Raw genomic sequence first — 22,067 nt, 5'->3', positions numbered from 1 at the left:
CAGCCAGCGGAGCCGGCGGACTGAAGGGCTATGCGCTGCGCGTCCAGACCACCCCGAAAGCCTCGCGCTCGATGTCTTCCAAAGTAGGCGAGTGCCCCGCCCACAGCACCAGCGTGGCGCCGGGCAAAGTGAGCGTCTGCTCCAGTTGGCGGCACATGTGCCAGCGGTCTTCGTCGTCCAGCCCGGGCAGTTCGATGAACACGACGTACGCACGGCGCCACGGAAATTCCCGAAGGTTCTTGCGCACCAGCCAGGCCCGCGACGCCGGCAGGCAGCGCACGAGGTCGGCCCGCAGTTCGCCCAGTTCGTAGTCGTTCAGGTCATGGCGCGATATCTGGCTGAAGAACGGCGTGGCGGTGATTTCTTCCCAGGCACGCGCCTCGGCTTCCTCCGCTTCCTTGAGCCGGCCGCGCCACAACTTGAGCGCCATCTCGTCGTGCGGCCCGGCGTCCGGGTCTTCGAGCGAGGCTACGGCGCTCTTGGCGGCCCACCAGCGGCTGGCCGCGCCGGAACCGTGCAGCCGCTCGAGCACCACCAGCCGGGCCGCGCGGTCGCTCGCGGGCAGCATCTGGGCCAGCCCGCGCAGCGCGCCGGGATGCTCGGGCGCGATCTGCAAGGCGTTCTCGTAGCGCATCCGCACCGGCGCCGAGGGGTTGAGGCGGCGCTCGGAATCGGCCCATTCGACCATTTCGTCCGGCGTGTTGCGCTCACCGCGCGCGGCCAGCACGTCGATGCGTTCGCGGATGCGCGCACGGTGGGCGTGGTGCTGCCTCCAGTCGGCGGCGTGGGCGCGGCACCAGCGGTTGTCGAAATATTCGATCCATTTCTTCCGGTCAGCCAGCAGTTCCAGCGCGGGACGCGCCGACCATTCGGGCAAGACCGCCTTCTGCTCGAGGGCCTCCAGCCGGTCGCGCAGGACCGGATGGGTGTCCTCCAGGTCGCTCACGCGGCGCATCGCCTCGCGCAACGCCTGGCGCGCGAAATCGTCGGCCGGCGGCGTGCGCACCCGCTTGCGCAGGGCGGCGAACGGCCCCGGCGGCAGCGGCTCGCGTTCGGCGCGCGCCCAATGCCAGGGCCAGAACTCGTTGGCGTACCAGTTTCCCTTGATCGCGATCTCGGTCAGCGCCGCGGCGGCCACCGAGGTGCCCAGCAGCCGGCCCGAGATGCGGTCGGCCTCGTATTCGTCCTGGCGGGCCAGCGCGAAAGTCTTGGCCGCGAAGCGCGGGAAGTACCAGCGGAAGAAGGCTTGCGAGACCAGCGCCATCACGCCCTCGTCGCGCTGCAGGCTGGCATCGAGCTTGAGCCACGACAGCCGCGTGCGGTAGATCCAGGCGCTGAGCTTGCCGTGGTTGCCGCGCAGGTGGCCGTATTCGTGCGCCAGCACCGACAGCAGCCGCCGCCGGTCGAGCATCATCAGGAGCGGCAGGCCGATGTTCAGCGAGTTGACGGCGCCGCCGAACAGCCCGAAACGCGGCACCTGCCGGATGCTGGCGTTGAATTCGTCGTCGAGGTAGACGTGATGGACCGGCGGCCCCTTGATCTTCGACCGGATGCGGTCGAGCGCCTCGAAGAGCGCGGGTGCGTCGTCGCGCTGCAGTTCCACGCCCTCGGGTTCGTCGAAGCGCACCCACAGCGCGCGAAGCGTGGCCCAGAGCAGGCCGCCCGCGAACAGCAGCAGCCAGCCGCGGGTGAAGGTGAAACGTTCCTCGCGCACCGGCAGCAGCACCCAGGCGATGAGGCCCACCGCGAGCCCCAGGCAGCCGAGCACCCACAGGTAGCCGAGCGCGGCAAAGGCCGCCACGCTGCGTCGATAGCGCGCACTGTCGTCCGCGCTGGCATGCTCGCTCAGTCGAACCAGGTGAACAAAATCAGCGCGATCCATCCGACTCCCGTCAAATCAAGCCACGACAGTTTTTGAAGAAAGAAGCCCCCGTTGAACAACGACGACGACCTCCCTCCCCTGATCGAAACACCTCCCGGCCGCTACCGCCACTACAAAGGCGGCGAATACGAGGTGCTCGGCACCGTCCGCCACAGCGAGACCCTGGAGCCGATGACGCTGTACCGCGCCTTGTATGGAGCCCACGGACTCTGGGTCCGCCCTGCCGCGATGTTCGGCGAGACCGTCGAGATAGACGGCGTGCCGCGGCGGAGATTCACGCCGATCTAGCCATCACGGCCCGGCCCGGGCCGGCTCTGAAGGAATGCGTCAGCCGCAGCGGACCTCGGTCACGCGGTTGCGCGCATCGACGTCCAGGTTCAGGCGTCCGCCGTTGAGTTCCATCGTCGCTGCCTCGCCGGGCTTCAGCACCCGCACGACGCCAGCTCCGGCGCGCACGCGGGCGGCGGCTTCCAGCTGCGGCGTCAGCGGCTGGCCGACCGCGAAGCGGGCACCATCTGCGTTGCACTGATAGACCGGTGCCGGGGGTGGCACGGGCGCGGCGGGCGCAGGAGCGGGTGCGGGGGCCGGGGCGGCGCAGCCCGCGAGCAGGGCGACAGCGCCGGCGACGGTCAGCAGCAGCGATTTGGTTTTCACTTCGAACTCCCGAAAACCCGCGAATATAAAACAACTTTACGGGTTGTGACTCGATGTATCAGCCAGCCATCCGGCGATCGCTCGTGGATACAACAGGTGCTCCTGCGCGAGCACCCGGCCGGCCAGCGTGGCGGCCGTGTCGTCGGGCAGCACCGGCACCACGGCCTGCGCCAGGATCGGGCCGTGGTCGAGTTCGGTCGTCACCTGGTGGACGGTCACGCCGGCCACCTTGCAGCCCGCCTCGATGGCGCGCTGATGGGTGTGGAGCCCCGGGAAAGCGGGCAGCAGCGAGGGATGGATATTTATCAGCCGCCCCGCATAGCGTCCGACGAAGCCGGGCGTCAGGATGCGCATGAACCCGGCCAGCACCACCAGCGCGGGCGAATGGGCGTCGACGGCTGCCGCCAGGGCCTCGTCGAAAGCCTCGCGGGTCGCGAACTCGGTGTGCGGCACCACGGCGGTGTCGATGCCGTGCGAACGGGCAATGGCCAACCCGCCGGCCTCGGCCTTGTTGCTGATGACCGCGGCGATGCGGGCGCCGAAGCGCTCGGCCCAGCGGTCGCGTTCGGCGGCGCGCACGATGGCCGCCATGTTGGAGCCGCCGCCGGAGATCAGGATCACGATGTTCTTCATGGGAGGCGGGATTATCCGCGCCGTGCTTGTCGCGACGCGGACACCGTTTCACAGCACGACCGTGCTAAAACTCACGGTTCCGGAGACACACCGCGTCTGCGGTGAACCGATCAACACAGCGAGGCACGCATGGATTTGAGCTTCACACCCGAAGAACAGAAGTTCCGCGAAGAGGTTCGCGCCTGGGTCAAAGAAAACCTTCCCCAAGAGATTTCGCACAAGGTGCACAACGCGCTGGAGCTGACGCGCGACGATTTGCAAGGCTGGGCCAAGATCCTCGGCAAGAAGGGCTGGCTGGGCTACGGCTGGCCGAAGGAATTCGGCGGCCCGGGCTGGACCGCCGTGCAGCGCCACCTGTTCGAGGAAGAAACCGCACTGGCCGGCGCGCCGCGCATCATTCCGTTCGGCCCCGTCATGGTGGCACCGGTGATCATGGCCTTCGGCAATGCCGAACAGCAGAAGCGCTTCCTCCCCGGCATCGCCAGCGGCGAAGTCTGGTGGAGCCAGGGCTACAGCGAGCCCGGCTCGGGTTCCGACCTCGCCTCGGTCAAGACGAAGGCGGAGCGCAAAGGCGACAAATACATCGTCAACGGCCAGAAGACCTGGACCACGCTCGGCCAGTACGGCGACTGGATGTTCAACCTCGTGCGTACCAGCAACGAGGGCAAGCCCCAGACCGGCATCAGCTTCCTGCTGCTCGACATGAAGTCGCCCGGCGTCACCGTGCGCCCGATCAAGCTGCTCGACGGCGGCCATGAAGTGAACGAGGTGTTCTTCGACAACGTCGAAGTGCCCGCCGAAAACCTGATCGGCGAAGAGAACAAGGGCTGGACCTACGCCAAGCACCTGCTCTCGCACGAGCGCACCAACATCGCCGACGTGAACCGCGCCAAGCGCGAGCTCGAGCGCCTCAAGCGCATCGCCAAGAGCGAAGGCGTGTACGAAGACCAGCGCTTCCGCGACGAGATCGCCAAGCTCGAAGTCGACATCGTCGCCCTCGAGATGATGGTGCTGCGCGTGCTGTCGGCCGCCACCTCGGGCAAGAACTCGCTCGACGTGGCCGGCCTGCTCAAGATCCGCGGCAGCGAGATCCAGCAGCGCTACAGCGAACTGATGATGCTGGCAGGCGGCCCCTATTCGCTGCCGCTGATCCGCGAGGCAATGGAAGCCGGCTGGCAAGGCGACTTCCCGGGCGGCAACCCGGCGCTCGCGCCGCTGACGTCGACCTTCTTCAACATGCGCAAGACCACCATCTACGGTGGCTCGAACGAAGTGCAACGCAACATCGTCGCGCAGACGGTTCTGGGCTGAGGAGACACGAACATGGATTTCAATTTTTCCGACGACCAGGAACAACTGCGCGACGCCGTTCGCAAGTGGGTCGACAAGGGCTATGACTTCGAGCGCCGCCGCGGCATCGAGGCCAAGGGCGGCTTCTCCCGGGAAGCCTGGGACGAACTGGCCGAACTCGGCCTGGGCGGCCTCTACATCAGCGAAGACGACGGCGGCCTGGGCATGGGCCCGGTGGCCGGCATGGTCGTCATGGAAGAACTCGGCCGCGGCATCGTGCTGGAGCCCTTCGCGCAGACGCTGATCGCCGGCGCGGTGCTCAGCGGCTATGCCGACGCGAACACCAAGGAAGGCTGGCTGCCGCGCATCGCCGGCGGCCAGGCCATCGTGGTGCTGGCCTACCAGGAGCGCAAGGCGCGCTACCGCCTGGACGTGTGCGACGCCCACGCCGCGAAGAGCGGCAGCGGCTGGTCGCTGAACGGCGCCAAGAGCGTGGTGCCGGTCGGCGACGAAGCCGACGCCTACCTCGTGCCCGCCAAGGTCGACGGCAAGATCGCCCTCTTCCTCGTCGAACGCAGCGCCAGCGGCGTCGAAGCCCGCGGCTACGGCACGCAGGACGGCGGCCGCGCGGCCGAGGTGGTGTTCGACAAGGCCGACGCCACGCTGGTCGCGCTCGACGGCCTGGCAGCGCTCGAATACGCGGTGGACGTCGGCATTGCCGCCACCTGCGCCGAGGCAGTGGGCGTGATGGACAAGACCGTGGCCCTCACCGTCGACTACATGAACCAGCGCAAGCAGTTCGGCGTGACCATCTCGACCTTCCAGGCGCTGCGCCATCGTGTCGCCGACATGAAGATGCAGCTCGAACTGGCGCGCTCGATGAGCTACTACGCCACGCTCAAGCTCAACGCCCCGGCCGACGAACGCCGCCAGGCACTGGCACGCGCCAAGTACCAGCTCGGCGTTTCCATGCGCTACGTGGCCGCGAACTCGGTGCAGCTGCACGGCGGTATCGGCGTGACCGACGAATACATCGGCAGCCACTACTTCCGCAAGCTCACGCAGCTCGAGCTGACTTTCGGCGACACGCTCCACCACCTGGGTGAAGTGTCGGCCCGCATGCAGGACACCGCCGGCGTCTTCGCCTGACGACGACGGCGACACACCCGCAATCCGGCAACGCCGGTTTCACGGTGTTCCGATAGCATCCAACGCCCGCCCGCCTTGCGCCGACGGGCGTTTTCACGTGGACTCCAGCCCCAGGAACGAAACATGCAATCCCGCCGCACCCTTCTAGCTATGGCCGTCATCGGGACCGCCGCCACCGCCATGCTGACCGCCTGCGCCACCTCTTCATCGCCCTCGCCGTCGTATGCAGAGCGGCCGCCCGTCGTGTTCGTCCACGGCAACGGCGATTCGGCCGCGCTCTGGCAGACGACGATCTGGCGTTTCGAGTCCAACGGCTGGCCGGCCGACCGGCTGTTTGCCTTCGACCAGCCGAACCCGCTCGCGCGCGACGACGATGCCGTGGCCCAGCCCGGACGCAGTTCGACGGCCGAATCCGCGGCGTTCCTCAAGGCGCAGGTCGACAAGGTGCTGAAGGCCACGGGCGCCGCCAAGGTGGTGCTGATCGGCAATTCGCGCGGCGGCAACACCATCCGCACCTACGTGCAGAACGGCGGCGGCGCGGCCGTGGTGAGCCACGTGGTGCTGGGCGGCAACCCGGCGCACGGCATCTGGGCGGTGAAGGGTTTCCGCGAGAACAACGAGTTCTCGGGGCTGTCGGGCTTCATGCAGCAGCTCAATGCGCCCAAAGGTCCGGACGGCCAGGAAGTCACACCAGGAGTGACGTGGATGACCCTGCGCTCCGACAACAACGACAAGTACGCGCAGCCCGACGGCGTGTGGATCGGCGCCCCCGGCAAGCCGACCAACATCGGCTTCGACGGCCCTGCGCTCAAGGGCGCGACCAACGTCGTGCTGCCGCGCGTGGATCACCGCGAGACTTCTTTCTCGCCCGCGGCATTCGCGGCCACATGGCAATTCCTGACCGGAGAAGCACCGCGCACCACCGCCGTGGTGCCGGACACCAAGGTCGTGCTCGACGGCCGGGCGATCGGCGCCGAAAACCTCGCGCTGAACGGCGCGCAGGTCACGGTGTATGCCGTGGACCCGGCAACCGGCGCGCGGCGCGGCGAGGCCGTGCACACCAAGCCGGTCGGCGCCGATGGCCGCTGGGGCCCGTTCAACGCGCGCGGCGACACCGCCTATGAATTCGTCCTGAGCGCACCGGGCTACGGCACCACGCACATCTACCGCAGCCCCTTCCCACGCAGCGGCAGCTTCGTGCACCTGCGGCCGGAGCGCATCACGCCGGCCGACAACGGTGCGAGCTCCGTCGTCGTCTTCACGCGTCCGCGCGGCTACTTCGATGCCCAGCGCGACACCATGCGCTTCGACGGCAAGAGCCCGCCTCCCGGCGTGCCGCCCAAGGGCGCGGGCGTGGCCACCTCCAGGCTGCGGCTGGAGGGCGGCGGCGCGCCGCGCGCGGTGGCGGGCGAATTCAACGGCGAGCGCATCACCGGCCTGACGTGGCCGGCCGCCCAGGAGCACGTGACGGTGCTCGAGCTGACCTACTGAAGAGGCACCCGCCATGACCGACTCCGCCGCCCCCTTCGTGCTGCAGTCGCGCGACGCGCGCGGCGTTGTCACGCTGACGCTCAACCGCCCGGCCTCGTTCAACGCGCTGTCGGAAGGCATGCTGGGCGCGCTGGAGCAGGCGCTGGCCGGCATCGCAGCCGACGAGAGCGTGCGCGCCGTCGTCATCGCGGCAGCCGGCAAGGCTTTCTGCGCCGGCCATGACCTGAAAGAAATGCGCGCCAAACCATCGCTCGGCTACTACCGGCAGCTGTTCGAGCGCTGCGGGGCGATGATGCTGTCGATCCAGAAGCTCGACGTGCCGGTGATCGCGCGCGTGCACGGCATCGCGACCGCGGCGGGCTGCCAGTTGGTGGCCGTGTGCGACCTGGCGGTGGCATCGAGCGAAGCCCGCTTCGCGGTCAGCGGCGTGAACGTGGGGCTGTTCTGCGCCACGCCCAGCGTCACGCTGTCGCGCAACCTCGGGCGCAAGGAAGCCTTCGAGATGCTCGTGACGGGCGAATTCATTGGCGCGGAAGAAGCGCGCGAGAAGGGGCTGGTCAACCGGGTGGCGGCATCCGCTGAACTCGACGCGGCCGTCGAGGCGCTGGTGGCGAGCATCGTCGCCAAGCCGCGCAAGGCGCTGGCGCTGGGCAAGGCCCTGTTCTACCGCCAGCTCGAAACCGGCATCGAGGCCGCCCTGGCAGACGCCAGCCGGACCATGGCCTGCAACATGATGGACGAGAGCGCGCTGGAAGGCGTTCAGGCCTTCATCGAGAAGCGCCCGCCTTCCTGGAAGCGCTGAAGCTAGGTGTCGTGCAGCCGCGAGCTTTGCGGCAGGTGCGCCATCAGGAACTCCATCTGGTCGGCCAGGATGCGCCGGTTGCGCAGGATGAAGTCTTCCCAGAGGCTGGGCACGTACGGCGCGTAGAGTAGCGGCATGCCGGCCTGCTCGGGCGTGCGGCTGCTCTTGCGGTGGTTGCACGGCTTGCAGGCCGTGACCACGTTCATCCAGGTGTCGATGCCCCGCTGGGCAAAGGGAATGATGTGCTCGCGAGTGAGCTCGTCTTCATGGAAGTGCCCGCCGCAGTAGGCGCAGACGTTGCGGTCGCGCGAGAACAGCTTGCTGTTGGTCAGCCCCGGCCGCTGCGTGAAGGGATTGATGCGCGGCACGCCCTTGGTGCCGATGATGCTGTTGATCGCGATCTGCGATTGCTCGCCCGTGATGGCGTTGTGGCCGCCACGGAACACAGCCACCTGCGCGCCCACTTCCCAGCGAACTTCGTCCGCCGCATAGTGGATCACCGCCTGTTCCAGCGAAATCCATGACTGGGGCAGCCCTTGGGCCGACAGCTTCAAGACCTTCACACACGCCTCCTCGAAAAGTGAGAGAACACGGAAAGACCAGGGACACGGAGCGCGTTGCAGACCCACGCCGATCAACGCACTGCGTCACAATATACCGGCTTTGTGACAAATCGGCCTGATTCGCCCAATCGACGGGCGAAAGGCGCTATCAAAAAGATACTCACCGATGCAGGTTTTCCGCGGCTTCCGGCACCCGGGCGTAGCCCCCGCCTGCGCCCTCACCATTGGCAATTTCGACGGCGTGCACCGTGGCCACCAGGCCATGCTCGCGCTCTTGCAGACCGAGGCCCGCCAGCGCGGGCTGCCGAGCTGCGTGCTCACCTTCGAGCCCCATCCGCGCGACTACTTCGCCGCGCTCACCAAGAAGCCCGACCTGGCGCCGGCGCGCATCGGCACGCTGCGCGACAAGCTCAGCGAGCTGGCCGCCTGCGGCGTGGCACAGACCATCGTGCTGCCGTTCGACAGCCGGCTGGCTTCCCAGACGCCGGAAGAATTCATCCAGAACGTGCTGGTCGACGGCCTGGGCGCGCGCTATGTGCTGGTGGGCGACGATTTCCGCTTCGGCGCCAAGCGGGCCGGCGACTACGCCATGCTCGACGCGGCAGGCGACGCCCGCGGCTTCGACGTGGCGCGCATGAACAGCTACGAGGTGCACGGCCTGCGGGTTTCCAGTTCCGCCGTGCGCGAGGCGCTGGCCGAAGGCCGCATGGCCGACGCCCAGACGCTGCTCGGGCGGCCCTACACGATCTCCGGCCACGTGGTCCACGGCCGCAAGCTCGGCCGCGCGCTGGGTGCATCGGCGCCGGGCCTGGACGACGGTTTCCGCACCCTCAACCTGCGCTTCAAGCACTGGAAGCCGGCCGCCAGCGGCATCTTCGCGGTGCTGGTCCACGGGCTGGCCTACCAGCCGCTGCCGGGCGTGGCGAACCTGGGCGTGCGCCCCTCGCTGGACGCCAACGACGTCAACGGCGGGCGGGTTCTGCTGGAAACCCATTGCCTGGAGTGGCCCTCGCATCTGGGGACCGAAGGGGCCTACGGTAAAATCGTGCGCGTGGAACTCCTGCACAAACTGCACGACGAATTGCGCTACACCAGCCTCGAGGCCCTCACAGCGGGCATCGCGAAGGATGGGCGCGACGCACGTGCGTTCTTTGCGTCCACCCACGCCGAAACCCACCGCCAGACCACGCGCGACCGAATTTAGCCCTGCACGCCCGTGCTGCCGCCCTTCGACAAGCTCAGGGCGAACGGCTATACCTTCCGCACCGACACGCTTCATGCAGTTCGGGCTGAGCCTGTCGAAGCCCCCTAGAAGCCTTCTGCTTCGCACCCCAACATGTCTGACGCTGCTTCCCCCAAAGATTACCGCTCCACGCTGAACCTGCCCGACACCCCCTTCCCGATGCGCGGCGACCTGCCCAAGCGCGAACCGGGCTGGGTGAAGGAATGGAACGACGAAGGCCGCTACCACCGCCTGCGCGACGCCCGCCACGGCGCGCCCAAGTTCATCCTGCACGACGGCCCGCCGTACGCCAACGGCCAGATCCACATGGGACACGCGGTGAACAAGATCCTCAAGGACATGATCACCAAGGCGCGCCAGCTCGAAGGCTACGACGCGCTCTACGTGCCGGGCTGGGACTGCCACGGCCTGCCGATCGAGAACGCCATCGAAAAGCAGTACGGCCGCAACCTGAGCCGCGACGAGATGCAGGCCAAGAGCCGCGCCTTCGCCACCGGGCAGATCGCACAGCAGATGGCCGACTTCCAGCGCCTGGGCGTGCTGGGCGAATGGGACCATCCCTACAAGACCATGGACTTCGCCAACGAGGCCGGCGAGCTGCGCGTGTTCAAGCGCGTCATCGAGCGCGGCTTCGTCTACCGCGGCCTGAAGCCGGTGTACTGGTGCTTCGACTGCGGCTCCTCGCTGGCCGAGTTCGAGATCGAATACGCCGACAAGAAGAGCCAGACCATCGACGTCGCCTTCAAGGCGCACGAGCGCGAGAAGGTGCTCAAGGCCTTCGGCACCGACCACACGATCCTGGGCGACATCTTCGCCGTGATCTGGACCACCACCGCGTGGACCATCCCCGCCAACCAGGCGATCAACCTCAACCCCGAGCTCGAGTACTCGCTGGTCGATACCGAGCGCGGCCTGCTGATCCTGGCCAACTCGCTGGTCGAGATGTGCATGACGCGCTATGCGCTCGACGGCAAGGTGCTGGCCACGGTCAAGGGCGAGAAGCTGGGCGGCCTCGAATTCGAGCATCCGCTGTATGACGCGGACGCCGGCTACAGGCGCCTGTCGCCCATCTACCTGGCCGACTACGCCACCGCCACCGACGGCACGGGCCTGGTGCACTCCTCGCCCGCCTACGGCGTGGACGACTTCAACTCCTGCATCGCCCACGGCCTGGCATACGACGACATCCTGAACCCGGTGCAGGGCAACGGCAGCTACGCGCCCGACTTCCCGCTGTTCGGCGGCCAGAACATCTGGAAGGCCGTGCCGGTCATCATCGCCGCGCTGCGCGATGCCAACCGCCTGCTGACCACCGAGACCATCACCCACAGCTACCCGCACTGCTGGCGCCACAAGACGCCGGTGATCTACCGCGCCGCGGCGCAGTGGTTCGTGCGCATGGACGAGGGCGAAGGCGTGTTCACCAAGGACAAGGCGCCCAAGACGCTGCGCCAGACCGCGCTCGACGCCATCGAGCAGACCAGCTTCTACCCCGAGAACGGCAAGGCCCGCCTGCACGACATGATCGCCGGGCGGCCCGACTGGTGCATCAGCCGCCAGCGCAGCTGGGGCGTGCCGATCCCGTTCTTCCTGCACAAGGACTCGGGCGAGCTGCATCCGCGCACCATGGAAATCCTCGACCAGGCCGCCGACATCGTCGAGAAGGGCGGCATCGAGGCCTGGAGCCGCGTCACGGTCGAGGAAATCCTCGGCGCCGAAGACGCACCGCACTACACCAAGAGCACCGACATCCTCGAGGTGTGGTTCGACTCGGGCTCGACCTTCTCCCACGTGCTGCGCGGCACGCACCCCACGGTGCACCACGAGACGGGGCCGGAAGCCGACCTGTACCTCGAAGGCCACGACCAGCATCGCGGCTGGTTCCACTCGTCGCTGCTGATCGCCTGCGCGCTGGAAGACCGCGCGCCGTACCGCGGCCTGCTGACGCACGGCTTCACGGTCGATGCCAAGGGCATCAAGATGAGCAAGTCGCTCAAGAACGGCATCGACCCGCAGGAAATCAGCAACAAGCTGGGCTCGGAAATCATCCGCCTGTGGGTGGCCGCGAGCGACTATTCGGGCGACATCGCCGGCGACGACAAGATCCTCGCCCGCGTGGTCGATGCCTACCGCCGCATCCGCAACACGCTGCGCTTCCTGCTCGCGAACACCAGCGACTTCGACATCGAAAAAGACGGCGTGCCGCTCGACCAGCTGTTCGAGATCGACCGCTACGCGCTGTCGCGCGCGGCGCAGTTCCAGGCCGAGATCCTCGCGCACTACAAGGTGTACGAGTTCCATCCGGTGGTGGCCAAGCTGCAGATCTACTGCTCGGAAGACCTGGGCGGCTTCTACCTCGACATCCTGAAAGACCGCCTCTACACGACGGCCCCGGGCTCGCTGGCACGGCGCAGCGCGCAGACGGCGCTGTGGCACATCTCGCAAGCCATGCTGCGCTGGATGGCCCCGTTCCTGAGCTTCACGGCCGAAGAGGCGTGGAAGTTCGTGGGCACCGGCAAGCCGGGCGAATCGATCTTCACGCAGACCTACAGCAAGTTCGACGCGCCCGACGAGGCCCTGCTCGCCAAGTGGAACCGCATCCGCGAGATCCGCGACGTGGTGAACAAGGACATCGAGACGGTCCGCGCCGAAGGCAAGGTCGGCTCGTCGCTGCAGGCCAACCTGCAACTGACGGCACCGGCCGGCGACTTCGCGCTGCTGGATACGCTGGGCGACGACCTGAAGTTCGTCTTCATCACCTCGGCCATCGCGCTGGCGGCCGGCGAGACGCTGTCGACGGTGGTGACCCCGAGCGCCGCGCAGAAGTGCGAGCGCTGCTGGCACTACCGCGACGACGTGGGCCACGATGCGGCCCATCCGACAATCTGCGGGCGCTGCACCAGCAACCTGTTCGGCGCCGGCGAATCGCGGAGCTTTGCCTGATGGCCGCCGCCCGCTCCATGTCGGCCTCGCGTTCGCGCGGCAGCAGCATCTGGCCCTGGCTGGGGCTGGCGGTGATCATCGTGATCATCGACCAGTTCACCAAGACGCTGATCCTGGGCTACTACAAGCTCGGCGACGCGACCTACGTGACGAGCTTCTTCAACGTCGTGCGCGCGCACAACACGGGGGCCGCCTTCTCTTTCCTCGCGGATCACTCGGGCTGGCAGCGCTGGCTGTTCACGGCCATCGGCGTGGCGGCGGCGGTGTTCATCGTGTGGATGCTGAAGTCGCACGCGGGGCAGAAGCTGTTTTCGTTCTCCATGGCCTGCATCCTGGGCGGCGCCATCGGCAACGTGGTCGACCGGATGATGCACGGCTACGTGGTCGACTTCCTGAGCTTCCACGCGGGGAACTGGTACTTCCCTGCATTCAATGCCGCGGACAGTGCGATCACGCTCGGGGCCATCTGCCTGATCCTGGACGAGATCCGGCGGGTTCGCCGGGGCAAGTAGGTTTACTCAGGGGCCCCGCGGGGCCCCTTCTTCTTTGGGCTTTTCCCTCGCCCAGGCCCTTCGGGTTTTTCCCCCTTTCAGGCGATGTCATAACAAAGTCATACTGCGGCGGTCCAATGTAATCGATTACATGAACACCGCAAGATGAGTATTCAAGACGTTGCAGCCAAAGCCGGGGTCTCCGTGGCCACGGTCTCGCGCGCCTTCAACTTTCCCGACAAGGTCACGCCCGCCACCCGCGAACTGGTGGAGCGCGTGGCGCAAGAACTCAACTACCTGCCCAACGCCAGTGCGCGCACCCTGCGCACGCAACGCAGCCGCGTGCTCGGCATCGTGCTGCCGACGCTGCTGAACCCGACCTTCGCCGAATGCCTGCAGGGCATCGCGCGGGCCGCCGTGGCGGGCGGCTACGCGATCATTCCCGTCACCACCGGCTACCGGCTCGACGAGGAAGAGCGCGCCGTCCACCTGCTGCTGGCGGGCAACGTCGACGGGCTGATCCTGGTGGTGTCGAACCCCTCGACCTCGGCGGCGCTGCCCCGGCTCCAGGCCGCCGGCGTGCCCTACGTGCTGGCCTACAACCGCCATGCGGAGCACCCCTGCGTGTCGGTCGACAGCGAAGGCGCGGTGGCCGACGCGGTCAGCCGGCTCGTGCTGCTGGGCCACCGGCGCATCGCGATGGTCAGCGGCACGCTGGCCGCATCGGACCGTGCGCAGCAGCGCTACCGCGGCTACCTCAAGGGCATGGCCGACACCGGGCTCGACGCACAGCCGGTGATCGAAGTGCCCTTCGTCGAGACCGCCGTCGACGCGCTCTGCACCCACCTGCAGGCACGCCAGCGCCCCACCGCGCTGATCTGCTCGAACGACCTGCTGGCCATCCGCAGCATCCGCGCCGCCCACCTCGGCGGCCTGTCGGTGCCCGAGGACCTCAGCGTGGTCGGCTTCGACGGCATTGCGCTCGGCGAAGACCTCACGCCCGCGCTCACCAGCATCACCCAGCCCAACAGCGACATCGGCCGCCAGGGCGTCGAACTGCTGATCCAGGCGATTGCCGGCGGCACCACGCTGCGGGCGGATTCGAGCCTGCTGCTTCCCCATGCCTTCCGAGACGGCGAGTCGTGCGCTTCGGTGCGCGAAGACAACAACGCCGCGACTTTCTGACCTCACCAACCTCTTTCTCCGACTCATCCTCCAAGGAGCTCCCGCATGTCCTCCCGCTTCCACCGCCTGGCCCGCCTGGGCCTGATCGCCGCCACGCTCGCCGCCGGCAGCGCCATGGCCCAGACCGCCATCTGCTACAACTGCCCGACCGAATGGGCCGACTGGGGCACCCAGCTGAAGGCCATCAAGGCCAAGACGGGCGTCACCGTGCCGCCCGACAACAAGAACTCGGGCCAGTCGCTGGCCCAGCTGGCGGCCGAGAAGGCCAGCCCCGTGGCCGACGTCACCTACCTCGGCGTGACCTTCGCGGTGCAGGCCGCCAAGGACGGCCTGGTCGAGCCCTACAAGCCGGCAGCGTGGAAAGACATTCCCGACGGCATGAAGGACCCGGCCGGCAACTGGTTCACCATCCACTCGGGCACGCTCGGCTTCATGGTCAACGTCGACGCGCTCAAGGGCAAGCCGATTCCGAAGTCGTGGGCCGACCTGCTCAAGCCCGAATACAAGGGCCTGATCGGCTATCTCGACCCGGCCTCGGCCTTCGTGGGCTACGTCGGCGCGGTCGCGGTGAACGAAGCGCGCGGCGGCACGCTCGACAACTTCAAGCCGGCCATCGACTACTTCAAGGCGCTGCAGAAGAACGAGCCGATCGTGCCGAAGCAGACGTCGTATGCGCGCGTGCTGTCGGGCGAAATCGCGATCCTGCTCGACTATGACTTCAACGCCTACCGCGCCAAGTACAAGGACAAGGCCAACGTCGCGTTCGTGATCCCGAGCGAAGGCACGCTGGCCGTGCCCTACGTGATGAGCCTAGTCGCCAAGGCCCCGCACGCGGCCGACGCCAGGAAGGTGCTCGACTTCACGCTGTCCGACGAAGGCCAGGCCATCTGGGCCAAGGCTTACCTGCGGCCGGTGCGCGCGAGCGCGATGCCCAAGGAAATCGAAGCCCAGTTCCTGCCCGCCAGCGACTACGCCCGTGCCAAGAGCGTGGACTACGGGCGCATGGCTGCCGCGCAACGCGCTTTCTCCGATGAGTACTTGAAGGAAGTGCGCTAACTCTGTGTGCTTCGTTGCGGGGGCGCTCTTTTCGGGGCGCGCTCACGCCGACGGGGTGCCTTGCTCCGCGAATGTCCCCCGGAGCTGCGCCCCTCCTCCTTTATTTCGCTGCGCAAGGCACCCCGCCGTCGTGATCGTTCAGAGCACTGGTTGATCAGCCGCAAACCAACGGCGCGTCCAGTGCACAGGACGTCGGGTGCTCCCCGCAGCGAAATAAAGGAGGAGCCCGCAGGGCGGGGGACATTCGCGGAGGGGAGTACCCGATGGCCTGTGCACACGCCCTGAACAGCACCGACCGAAACACAACAAAAAGGCAAGAGATGAAGTCTGAAAACGCCTGGAACCCAAGCTGGCGCCTGCTGGCCTGCGCAGCGCCCGCTGCCGCCTTCTTCGCGGCCTTCTGGCTGCTGCCGGTCGTGCGCCTGGTGACGCTGCCCGCCGACAAAGGCTGGGCAACCTATTTCGCCGTGCTCACGGATTCACGCTACCTCGCGAGCATGGCCAACACGGTGGTGCTCTCCATCACGGTCACCCTCGCCACCCTGGTACTGGGCGCGGCAGTGGGCATCTACCTCGCGCGGCATGCCTTCGTCGGCAAGCGCATGCTGCTGTCGCTGCTCACGCTGCCGCTGTCGTTCCCGGGCGTGATCATCGGCTTCTTCGTGATCCTGCTGGGCGGGCGCCAAGGCGTGGTCGCGGACCTCAGCGACAGCCTGATCGGCCAGCGCATCACCTTCGCCTACGGCCTGCTCGGGCTGTTCCTGGCGTACCTTTATTTTTCGCTGCCGCGCGCCATCGCCACCTACGCAGCCGCAGCCGAGTCGATGAACACCCAGCTCGAGGAAGCCGCGCGTTCGCTCGGCGCCTCGCGGCTGCGCGTGGCACGCGACGTGTGGATGCCCGAGCTCGCGCCCACCACGCTGGCCTGCGGCGCGATCCTGTTCGCCACGTCGATGGGCGCCTTCGGCACGGCCTTCACGCTGGCCAGCAAGTTCGAGGTCATTCCCATCACCATCTACAACGAGTTCACCAACTACGCCAACTTCGCGCTCGCCGCGTCGCTGTCGATCTCGCTGGGCATCGTGACCTGGCTGGTGCTGTTCGTGGCGCGCCGCTTCGGCGCCAATCCCGTCGCACGCTGAGGCACATCCACCATGCGAAAGAACACTCAGGCCAAGGCGCCCTTCCTGCTCGCCGTCACGCTCATCGTGAGCCTCTTCATGATCGCGCCGATGCTGCTGTCGGTGATGGCGGGCCTGGTCAACAACTACAGCACCGGCCTCAAGAGCGGCTTCACGCTGCGCTGGCTCGGCGAGGTGTGGGAGAACTACGGCGGCACCGTCGGCTGGTCGCTCGCGCTGGCCGTGGCCTGCGTGATCGGCACCGTGCTGATCGGCGTGCCCTGCGCCTATGCGCTGGCGCGCAGCCGCTCGCGCGCCGCACGCATCTTCGAGGAACTGCTGACGCTGCCGGTCGCGGTGCCTGGCCTGGCCACGGCGCTTGCGCTGATCCTCGCCTACGGGCAGCTCACGGCCTTTCGCCAGAGCTTCGCCTTCATCCTCGTGGGCCACATCGTCTTCACGCTGCCGTTCATGGTGCGCACCGTCAGCTCGGCCTTCGAGCGCGACGACCTGCTCGCGCTGGAGGAAGCCGCGCGCTCGCTGGGCGCGAACTTCCGCCAGCGCTTCATGGGCATCCTGGTGCCGGCCGTGTTCCCCGCCATCGTGGCCGGCAGCCTGATGGTGTTCACGCTCTCGGTCGGCGAATTCAACCTCACGTGGATGCTGCACACGCCGCTCACGCGCACGCTGCCCGTGGGGCTGGCCGACAGCTATGCCTCGATGCGCATCGAGATCGGATCGGCCTACACGCTGGTTTTCTTTGCCGTCATCCTTCCGGTGCTGTGGGCCCTGCAGTACCTTGCCAACCTCATGCAGAAACGCCATGGAACTTGAACGCATCACCATCGACATCGCCAACTGCGCAAAGACCTATGCCGACGGCACGCGCGGCCTGCAGCCGACCAACCTGCGGGTGGAAGCCGGCGAAGTGCTGGCGCTGCTGGGCCCTTCTGGCTGCGGCAAGACCACGCTGCTGCGGCTGATTGCCGGGCTGGAGGCGCCCGACGCGGGCAGCCGCATCGTCTTCGGTGACCAGGACGTGACCCAGCGCCCGGTCGAGCACCGCGGCGTGGGCATGGTGTTCCAGAGCTACGCGCTCTTTCCGCAGATGACGGTGGCGGCCAACATCGGCTACGGCCTGCGAATTCGCGGCGTCTCGCCCGAAGAAGAGAAGCGCAGCGTGGGCGAGCTGGTCGACCTGGTGCGCCTGGGCGGCCTGGAGAACAAGCGCCCCGCCGAGCTTTCTGGAGGCCAGCGCCAGCGCGTGGCCCTGGCGCGCGCCGTGGCCGTGCGCCCGCGCGTGCTGCTGCTCGACGAGCCGCTGGCCGCGCTCGACGCCAAGCTCAAGGAATCGCTGCGCGACGAGCTGGCCGAGCTGCTGCGCCGCCTGCACATCACGGCCATCCACGTCACGCACGACCAGCAGGAGGCCCTGGCCATCGCCGACCGCCTCGCGGTGATGCGCGCCGGCCGCATCGTGCAGGTGGGCCGCGGCGAAGACCTCTACCGCGCCCCCGCGCACCCCTTCGTGGCCGAGTTCCTGGGCCGGGTCAACCGGCTGGAGCGCACGGCCGAGGCCATTGCGCAGGGCGTCGTGCGGCTCGGCGGAACCACCCTGCCCTGCCCGGGCGCCTGGCGCGACCATGCAACCCTGCTGGTGCGCCCCGAAGACATCGAAGTCGGCGCGCCCCAGCTGGACTGGGCCGCCGGCATCGTCGAGCGCCGCACCTTCCTCGGCGACCGCGTCCAGCTGCACCTGCTCGCGCAGGACCAGCCCCTGCTGGTGGCCGACGTGGGTCGCGACAAGCCCTTCAAGCCAGGCGACACCGTGGGCTTTCGCATCCACCCCGACCGCCTGATGACGTCGCAGGAGACCACCACCGCATGACGACAAGCAACACACCCCAAGACACCACCTTCCTGGTCCAGCTGACCGACCTGCACATCCGCGAGCCGGGCCGGCTGGCCTACGGCCGCATCAACACCGCGCCCTACCTGGAGCGCGCCGTGCAGTCGGTGCTGGCGCTGCGCCAGCCGCCCGACGCGGTGGTCGTCACCGGCGACCTGACCGACTTCGGCCGCGCGGCCGAGTACGAACACCTCGCGCGCCTGCTGGCCCCGCTGGCCATGCCGGTCTACCTGATGCCCGGCAACCACGACGACCGCGACCAGCTGCGCCGCAGCTTCCCCGGCCACGCCTACCTGGGCACGGGCGCCAGCACCGACGGCTTCATCCAGTACTCGGTGCGCGTCGGCCCGCTGCGCCTGCTCACGCTCGACACCTGCGTGCCCGGCGCGAGCCACGGCTCGCTGTGCGAGAAGCGCCTGGCCTGGCTCGAAGCGCAGCTGGAAGCCTGCCGCGGCGAACCCGTGGTGATCGCCATGCACCATCCGCCGTTCGAGACGCTGATCGGCCACATGGACGAAATCGGCCTGCTCCAGGGCTCGGAGGCGCTGGAGGCGCTGGTCTCGCGCTACCCCAACGTCGAGCGCATCATCTGCGGCCACCTGCACCGCGCCATCGACGTGCGCTTCGGCGGCACCATCGCCTCGACCTCGCCGGCGCAGGCGCACCAGGTCTGCCTCGATCTGGCGCCGGACGCGCCCTCGGCCTGGACGCTGGAACCGCCCGGCTTCCGCGTCCATGCGTGGCTGCCGCGCAACCGCCGGCTGGTGACGCATCTGGCGGCTTGCGGTAGCTTCGAAGGCCCCTATCCCTTCCACGATAACGGAGCGCTTATCGACTGATTCGCTATCTTGTGGAAAATGGGGTCAAAACGAACCAAAACGAAAAGGATAGAACCCGACACCCATGAAGCATCTTCTGAACCTGCTGGCGGCAGTCGCATTGCTGGTGTGGGGTACGCACCTCGTTCGTACCGGCGTGCTGCGCGTATTCGGCGCCAACCTGCGCAAGATCCTCGTGCAGAGCATGCGCAACCGCTTCACCGCAGCCCTTTCGGGCATCGGCGTGACCGCCCTGGTGCAATCGAGCACGGCCACCTCCCTCATGACCTCGTCCTTCGTCGGGCAGGGCCTGGTCACGCTGCCGGCTGCGCTGGCGGTGATGCGCGGCGCCGACGTGGGCACCGCGCTGATTTCCGTGCTGTTCTCGGCCGACCTGTCCTGGCTGTCGCCGATGTTCATCTTCGTGGGCGTGGTGCTGTTCATCACGCGCTCGGCCTCGGTGGCGGGGCGCGTGGGCCGGGTGCTCATCGGCCTGGGGCTCATGCTGCTGGCGCTGCAGCTGGTGGTGGAAGCGACCGAGCCGCTGTTCTCGTCGCCCGCCGTGCGCACGCTGCTGGCCTCGCTCAACAGCGACGTGCTGCTGGAGATCACCATCGGCTCGGTGCTGGCCATCGTGGCCTATTCGAGCCTGGCGGTGGTGCTGCTGGTGGCGGCCATGGCCACCTCGAACGTGGTGCCGCTGGACGTGGCGCTGGGCCTGGTGCTCGGCGCCAACCTCGGCAGCGGCCTGCTGGCGGTGCTGACCACGGCCAAGTCGGCGGTGTCGGTGCGGCAGGTGACCGTCGGCAACCTGCTGTTCAAGGCGCTGGGCGTGGCCATCGTGGCGCCCTTCATCGGCCTGTGGATCCGCCACGTGCAGCCCGAGCTGCCGAACCAGGCGCACGGCGTGGTGCTGTTCCACCTGGGCTTCAACGTCATCATCAGCGTGGGGTTCATCGGGCTCACCCAATGGGTGGCCAAGCTGGTGACGCGGCTGCTGCCGGCGCCGCAGCAGCCAGCCGGAACCATGCGGCTGCATCACCTCGACCCGTCGGCGCTCTCGACCCCTTCGCTGGCTATTTCGAACGCGGCGCGCGAGGCGCTGCACCAGGCCGACATTGTGGAGACCATGCTCATCGGAACGCTCGACGTGATCCGCCACAACGACCTGCGGCTGGCGCAGGAGCTGCGGCAGCTCGACGATGCGGTGGACGAGCTGTACTCGGCCATCAAGTACTACATGACGCGCATCTCGCGCGAGGCGCTGGGCGAGGAAGAAAGCCGGCGCTGGACCGACATCATCAGCTTCACGATCAACATGGAGCAGATCGGCGACATCATCGAGCGGGTAATCATCGACATCGAGGACAAGAAGATCAAGCCGCAGCGCAACTTCTCCGAAGCCGGCATGGCCGAGATCGTGGAGCTGCACGGCCGGCTGATCGCCAACCTGCGGCTGAGCATGAGCGTGTTCCTGAACGGCAACGTGCGCGACGCCCAGAAGCTGCTCGAAGAAAAGGCGCGCTTCCGCGACCTGGAACGGGCCTACGCCACCACCCACCTGGACCGCCTGTCCGACCGGACCACGCTGAGCATCGAGACCAGTTCGCTGCACATCGACCTGATCAGCGACCTGAAGCGCATCAACTCGCACATCTGCTCGATCGCCTATCCGATCCTGGAGTCGGCCGGGGCGCTGGCGCCGAGCCGGCTGAAGGATCCCCAGCTGGGCCAGCTGGAGAGCTGACCTGACAGCGCCCCGGCCGGAAGGAAGCTACTTCTGCGCGGCAGGCTTCAGCGCCGGCGCGGCTTTCTGCCCCCGCCGCGCATAGCGCTGCGCCAGCACCGCGCACACCATCAGCTGCATCTGGTGGAACAGCATCAGCGGCAGCACGATGGCGCCCACGGCATGCGAAGCGAACAGCACCTTCGCCATGGGAATCCCGCTCGCGAGGCTCTTCTTGGAGCCGCAGAAGACGATGGTGATCTCGTCCGCCGTATCGAAACCCAGCTTGCGCGCGGTGAAGGTCGTGAGCGTGAGCGCCAGTGCCAGCAGCACGGCGCACACCAGCAGCAGGCCCAGCAGCGCGCTCACGGGAATCTGCTTCCAGAGCCCCTCGATCACCGCCGCGCTGAACGCGGTGTAGACCACCAGCAGGATCGATCCCTGGTCCACGAACTTGAGCACCGCCGCGCGCTTCTGCACCCACTTGCCGATGACCGGGCGCAGCAAATGGCCGGCCAGGAAGGGCACCATCAGCTGCAGCAGGATGCGGCCGATCGAGTCGAAGGACGAGGTCGCGCCGCCGTTGTGCGGCAGCACCACCAGGTTCACCAGCACGGGCGTGATGAACACGCCCAGCAGCGTGGATGCCGAGGCGCTGCAGATGGCGGCCGGCATGTTGCCCCGGGCCATCGCGGTGAAGGCGATGGCCGACTGCACCGTCGCCGGCAGCACGCACAGGAACAGCACGCCGGTGTAGAGCTCGGGCGTCACCAGCGGCGACAGCACGGGCTTGAGCGCGAGCCCCAGCAACGGGAACAGGACGAAGGTGCTCGCGAACACCAGCAGGTGCAGCCGCCAGTGGGTGATGCCCGCCATGATCGCCTCGCGCGACAGCTTGGCGCCGTGCAGGAAGAACAGCAGCCCGATGGCGACCGTGGTCAGGCCTTCGAAGAAATGCGCCGTGCGCCCGCTGGCGGGCAGCAGGCTGGCGATGGTCACGACCGTGACGAGGGCGAGCGTGAAGTTGTCGGGGAGGAAGCGTGAACGGGCCATGGAACGCATTGGACGCCGGCGGCATTCAAAAGAGAAATGGATTTATCTGATGGATATA

Annotated in this window: 20 protein-coding genes; 15 read left to right on the top strand and 5 right to left on the bottom strand. The window is 67.6% G+C overall.

All coding sequences use genetic code 11. The features are described from left to right. Positions 1-28: 28 nt before the first annotated feature. Positions 29-1,882, bottom strand: a complete 1,854-nt coding sequence (locus tag WIX39_RS10680) for a M48 family metallopeptidase (RefSeq protein WP_106935462.1) — start codon at positions 1,880-1,882, stop codon at positions 29-31. Between the two features lie 51 nt (positions 1,883-1,933). Here WIX39_RS10680 and WIX39_RS10675 point away from each other — a divergent pair, with 51 nt between their 5' ends. Beyond that, positions 1,934-2,170 (top strand): DUF1653 domain-containing protein, encoded by a 237-nt coding sequence (locus WIX39_RS10675; RefSeq protein ID WP_106935463.1) that lies wholly within the window; start codon positions 1,934-1,936, stop codon positions 2,168-2,170. A 39-nt stretch (positions 2,171-2,209) separates the two neighbouring features. Here WIX39_RS10675 and WIX39_RS10670 read toward each other — a convergent pair whose 3' ends face one another. After that, positions 2,210-2,536: an I78 family peptidase inhibitor gene (locus WIX39_RS10670; RefSeq protein ID WP_106935464.1), complete on the bottom strand. Its 327-nt coding sequence runs from the start codon at positions 2,534-2,536 to the stop codon at positions 2,210-2,212. A 36-nt stretch (positions 2,537-2,572) separates the two neighbouring features. After that, positions 2,573-3,169, bottom strand: a complete 597-nt coding sequence (purN, locus tag WIX39_RS10665) for a phosphoribosylglycinamide formyltransferase (protein WP_081265737.1) — start codon at positions 3,167-3,169, stop codon at positions 2,573-2,575. A gap of 129 nt (positions 3,170-3,298) precedes the next feature. Between purN and WIX39_RS10660 the strand changes: the two genes are divergently transcribed. From WIX39_RS10660 to WIX39_RS10645, 4 genes are all read left to right on the top strand, one after another. Continuing rightward, positions 3,299-4,480 carry an acyl-CoA dehydrogenase family protein gene (locus tag WIX39_RS10660; protein WP_081265736.1) on the top strand — a complete coding sequence of 394 codons (1,182 nt, stop codon included), beginning with the start codon at positions 3,299-3,301 and terminating at the stop codon, positions 4,478-4,480. Between the two features lie 12 nt (positions 4,481-4,492). After that, positions 4,493-5,608, top strand: a complete 1,116-nt coding sequence (locus WIX39_RS10655) for an acyl-CoA dehydrogenase family protein (protein ID WP_409195023.1) — start codon at positions 4,493-4,495, stop codon at positions 5,606-5,608. A gap of 123 nt (positions 5,609-5,731) precedes the next feature. After that, positions 5,732-7,099, top strand: coding sequence for an alpha/beta fold hydrolase (locus WIX39_RS10650; protein ID WP_106935467.1), 1,368 nt, complete (start codon positions 5,732-5,734; stop codon positions 7,097-7,099). Positions 7,100-7,112: 13 nt separating this feature from the next. Further along, a complete protein-coding gene (locus WIX39_RS10645) occupies positions 7,113-7,901 on the top strand; it encodes an enoyl-CoA hydratase (RefSeq protein WP_106935468.1) in 789 nt (262 codons plus the stop codon). Between the two features lie 2 nt (positions 7,902-7,903). On the opposite strand, the gene WIX39_RS10640 is transcribed toward WIX39_RS10645, so the two are convergent. Continuing rightward, positions 7,904-8,464, bottom strand: a complete 561-nt coding sequence (locus tag WIX39_RS10640; protein WP_081265732.1) for an HNH endonuclease — start codon at positions 8,462-8,464, stop codon at positions 7,904-7,906. Between the two features lie 166 nt (positions 8,465-8,630). Here WIX39_RS10640 and WIX39_RS10635 point away from each other — a divergent pair, with 166 nt between their 5' ends. The 10 genes from WIX39_RS10635 to WIX39_RS10590 all read left to right on the top strand — a co-directional run bounded on the left by WIX39_RS10635 (position 8,631) and on the right by WIX39_RS10590 (position 20,977). Further along, a complete protein-coding gene (locus WIX39_RS10635; protein ID WP_106935469.1) occupies positions 8,631-9,668 on the top strand; it encodes a bifunctional riboflavin kinase/FAD synthetase in 1,038 nt (345 codons plus the stop codon). Between the two features lie 132 nt (positions 9,669-9,800). Continuing rightward, positions 9,801-12,650 carry an isoleucine--tRNA ligase gene (ileS, locus tag WIX39_RS10630; protein WP_409195022.1) on the top strand — a complete coding sequence of 950 codons (2,850 nt, stop codon included), beginning with the start codon at positions 9,801-9,803 and terminating at the stop codon, positions 12,648-12,650. Then, entirely contained in the window at positions 12,650-13,162 is a 513-nt protein-coding gene (gene lspA, locus WIX39_RS10625; RefSeq protein ID WP_081265729.1) for a signal peptidase II, read from the top strand. The genes ileS and lspA overlap by 1 nt, the downstream gene beginning before the upstream one ends. Positions 13,163-13,306: 144 nt before the next feature. Continuing rightward, entirely contained in the window at positions 13,307-14,326 is a 1,020-nt protein-coding gene (locus WIX39_RS10620) for a LacI family DNA-binding transcriptional regulator (protein WP_409195021.1), read from the top strand. Positions 14,327-14,371: 45 nt separating this feature from the next. After that, complete coding sequence (locus WIX39_RS10615) at positions 14,372-15,382, top strand: ABC transporter substrate-binding protein (RefSeq protein WP_285412231.1); 1,011 nt, start codon at positions 14,372-14,374, stop codon at positions 15,380-15,382. Positions 15,383-15,702: 320 nt separating this feature from the next. Further along, positions 15,703-16,524: an ABC transporter permease gene (locus tag WIX39_RS10610; RefSeq protein ID WP_409195020.1), complete on the top strand. Its 822-nt coding sequence runs from the start codon at positions 15,703-15,705 to the stop codon at positions 16,522-16,524. Between the two features lie 12 nt (positions 16,525-16,536). Further along, positions 16,537-17,337 (top strand): ABC transporter permease, encoded by an 801-nt coding sequence (locus tag WIX39_RS10605; RefSeq protein WP_106935474.1) that lies wholly within the window; start codon positions 16,537-16,539, stop codon positions 17,335-17,337. Continuing rightward, positions 17,327-18,391: an ABC transporter ATP-binding protein gene (locus WIX39_RS10600; RefSeq protein WP_081265724.1), complete on the top strand. Its 1,065-nt coding sequence runs from the start codon at positions 17,327-17,329 to the stop codon at positions 18,389-18,391. Before WIX39_RS10605 ends, WIX39_RS10600 begins: the two co-directional genes overlap by 11 nt. Beyond that, positions 18,388-19,251 carry a phosphodiesterase gene (locus WIX39_RS10595; protein WP_106935475.1) on the top strand — a complete coding sequence of 288 codons (864 nt, stop codon included), beginning with the start codon at positions 18,388-18,390 and terminating at the stop codon, positions 19,249-19,251. The genes WIX39_RS10600 and WIX39_RS10595 overlap by 4 nt, the downstream gene beginning before the upstream one ends. A 64-nt stretch (positions 19,252-19,315) precedes the next feature. Continuing rightward, complete coding sequence (locus tag WIX39_RS10590; protein ID WP_081265722.1) at positions 19,316-20,977, top strand: Na/Pi cotransporter family protein; 1,662 nt, start codon at positions 19,316-19,318, stop codon at positions 20,975-20,977. Positions 20,978-21,004: 27 nt separating this feature from the next. Here the strand turns inward: WIX39_RS10590 and WIX39_RS10585 are convergent, their stop codons facing one another. Beyond that, complete coding sequence (locus WIX39_RS10585) at positions 21,005-22,009, bottom strand: bile acid:sodium symporter family protein (RefSeq protein ID WP_106935476.1); 1,005 nt, start codon at positions 22,007-22,009, stop codon at positions 21,005-21,007. Positions 22,010-22,067: the final 58 nt, after the last annotated feature.

The organism is Variovorax sp. AB1(2024), assembly GCF_037482385.2.
In the GTDB taxonomy this organism is placed as follows: Bacteria; Pseudomonadota; Gammaproteobacteria; order Burkholderiales; family Burkholderiaceae_C; genus Variovorax.
Note: the sequence above shows the minus strand (reverse complement) of the source record. Positions and strands in the feature narration are given on the sequence as shown.

Coding starts and splice junctions, on each gene's coding strand:
- WIX39_RS10680 (WP_106935462.1), bottom strand. CDS start 1,882: ATGGATCGCGCTGATTTTGTTCACCTGGTTCGACTGAGCGAGCATGCC.
- purN (WP_081265737.1), bottom strand. CDS start 3,169: ATGAAGAACATCGTGATCCTGATCTCCGGCGGCGGCTCCAACATGGCG.
- WIX39_RS10660 (WP_081265736.1), top strand. CDS start 3,299: ATGGATTTGAGCTTCACACCCGAAGAACAGAAGTTCCGCGAAGAGGTT.
- WIX39_RS10655 (WP_409195023.1), top strand. CDS start 4,493: ATGGATTTCAATTTTTCCGACGACCAGGAACAACTGCGCGACGCCGTT.
- WIX39_RS10650 (WP_106935467.1), top strand. CDS start 5,732: ATGCAATCCCGCCGCACCCTTCTAGCTATGGCCGTCATCGGGACCGCC.
- WIX39_RS10645 (WP_106935468.1), top strand. CDS start 7,113: ATGACCGACTCCGCCGCCCCCTTCGTGCTGCAGTCGCGCGACGCGCGC.
- WIX39_RS10635 (WP_106935469.1), top strand. CDS start 8,631: ATGCAGGTTTTCCGCGGCTTCCGGCACCCGGGCGTAGCCCCCGCCTGC.
- ileS (WP_409195022.1), top strand. CDS start 9,801: ATGTCTGACGCTGCTTCCCCCAAAGATTACCGCTCCACGCTGAACCTG.
- lspA (WP_081265729.1), top strand. CDS start 12,650: ATGGCCGCCGCCCGCTCCATGTCGGCCTCGCGTTCGCGCGGCAGCAGC.
- WIX39_RS10620 (WP_409195021.1), top strand. CDS start 13,307: ATGAGTATTCAAGACGTTGCAGCCAAAGCCGGGGTCTCCGTGGCCACG.
- WIX39_RS10615 (WP_285412231.1), top strand. CDS start 14,372: ATGTCCTCCCGCTTCCACCGCCTGGCCCGCCTGGGCCTGATCGCCGCC.
- WIX39_RS10610 (WP_409195020.1), top strand. CDS start 15,703: ATGAAGTCTGAAAACGCCTGGAACCCAAGCTGGCGCCTGCTGGCCTGC.
- WIX39_RS10605 (WP_106935474.1), top strand. CDS start 16,537: ATGCGAAAGAACACTCAGGCCAAGGCGCCCTTCCTGCTCGCCGTCACG.
- WIX39_RS10600 (WP_081265724.1), top strand. CDS start 17,327: ATGGAACTTGAACGCATCACCATCGACATCGCCAACTGCGCAAAGACC.
- WIX39_RS10595 (WP_106935475.1), top strand. CDS start 18,388: ATGACGACAAGCAACACACCCCAAGACACCACCTTCCTGGTCCAGCTG.
- WIX39_RS10590 (WP_081265722.1), top strand. CDS start 19,316: ATGAAGCATCTTCTGAACCTGCTGGCGGCAGTCGCATTGCTGGTGTGG.
- WIX39_RS10585 (WP_106935476.1), bottom strand. CDS start 22,009: ATGGCCCGTTCACGCTTCCTCCCCGACAACTTCACGCTCGCCCTCGTC.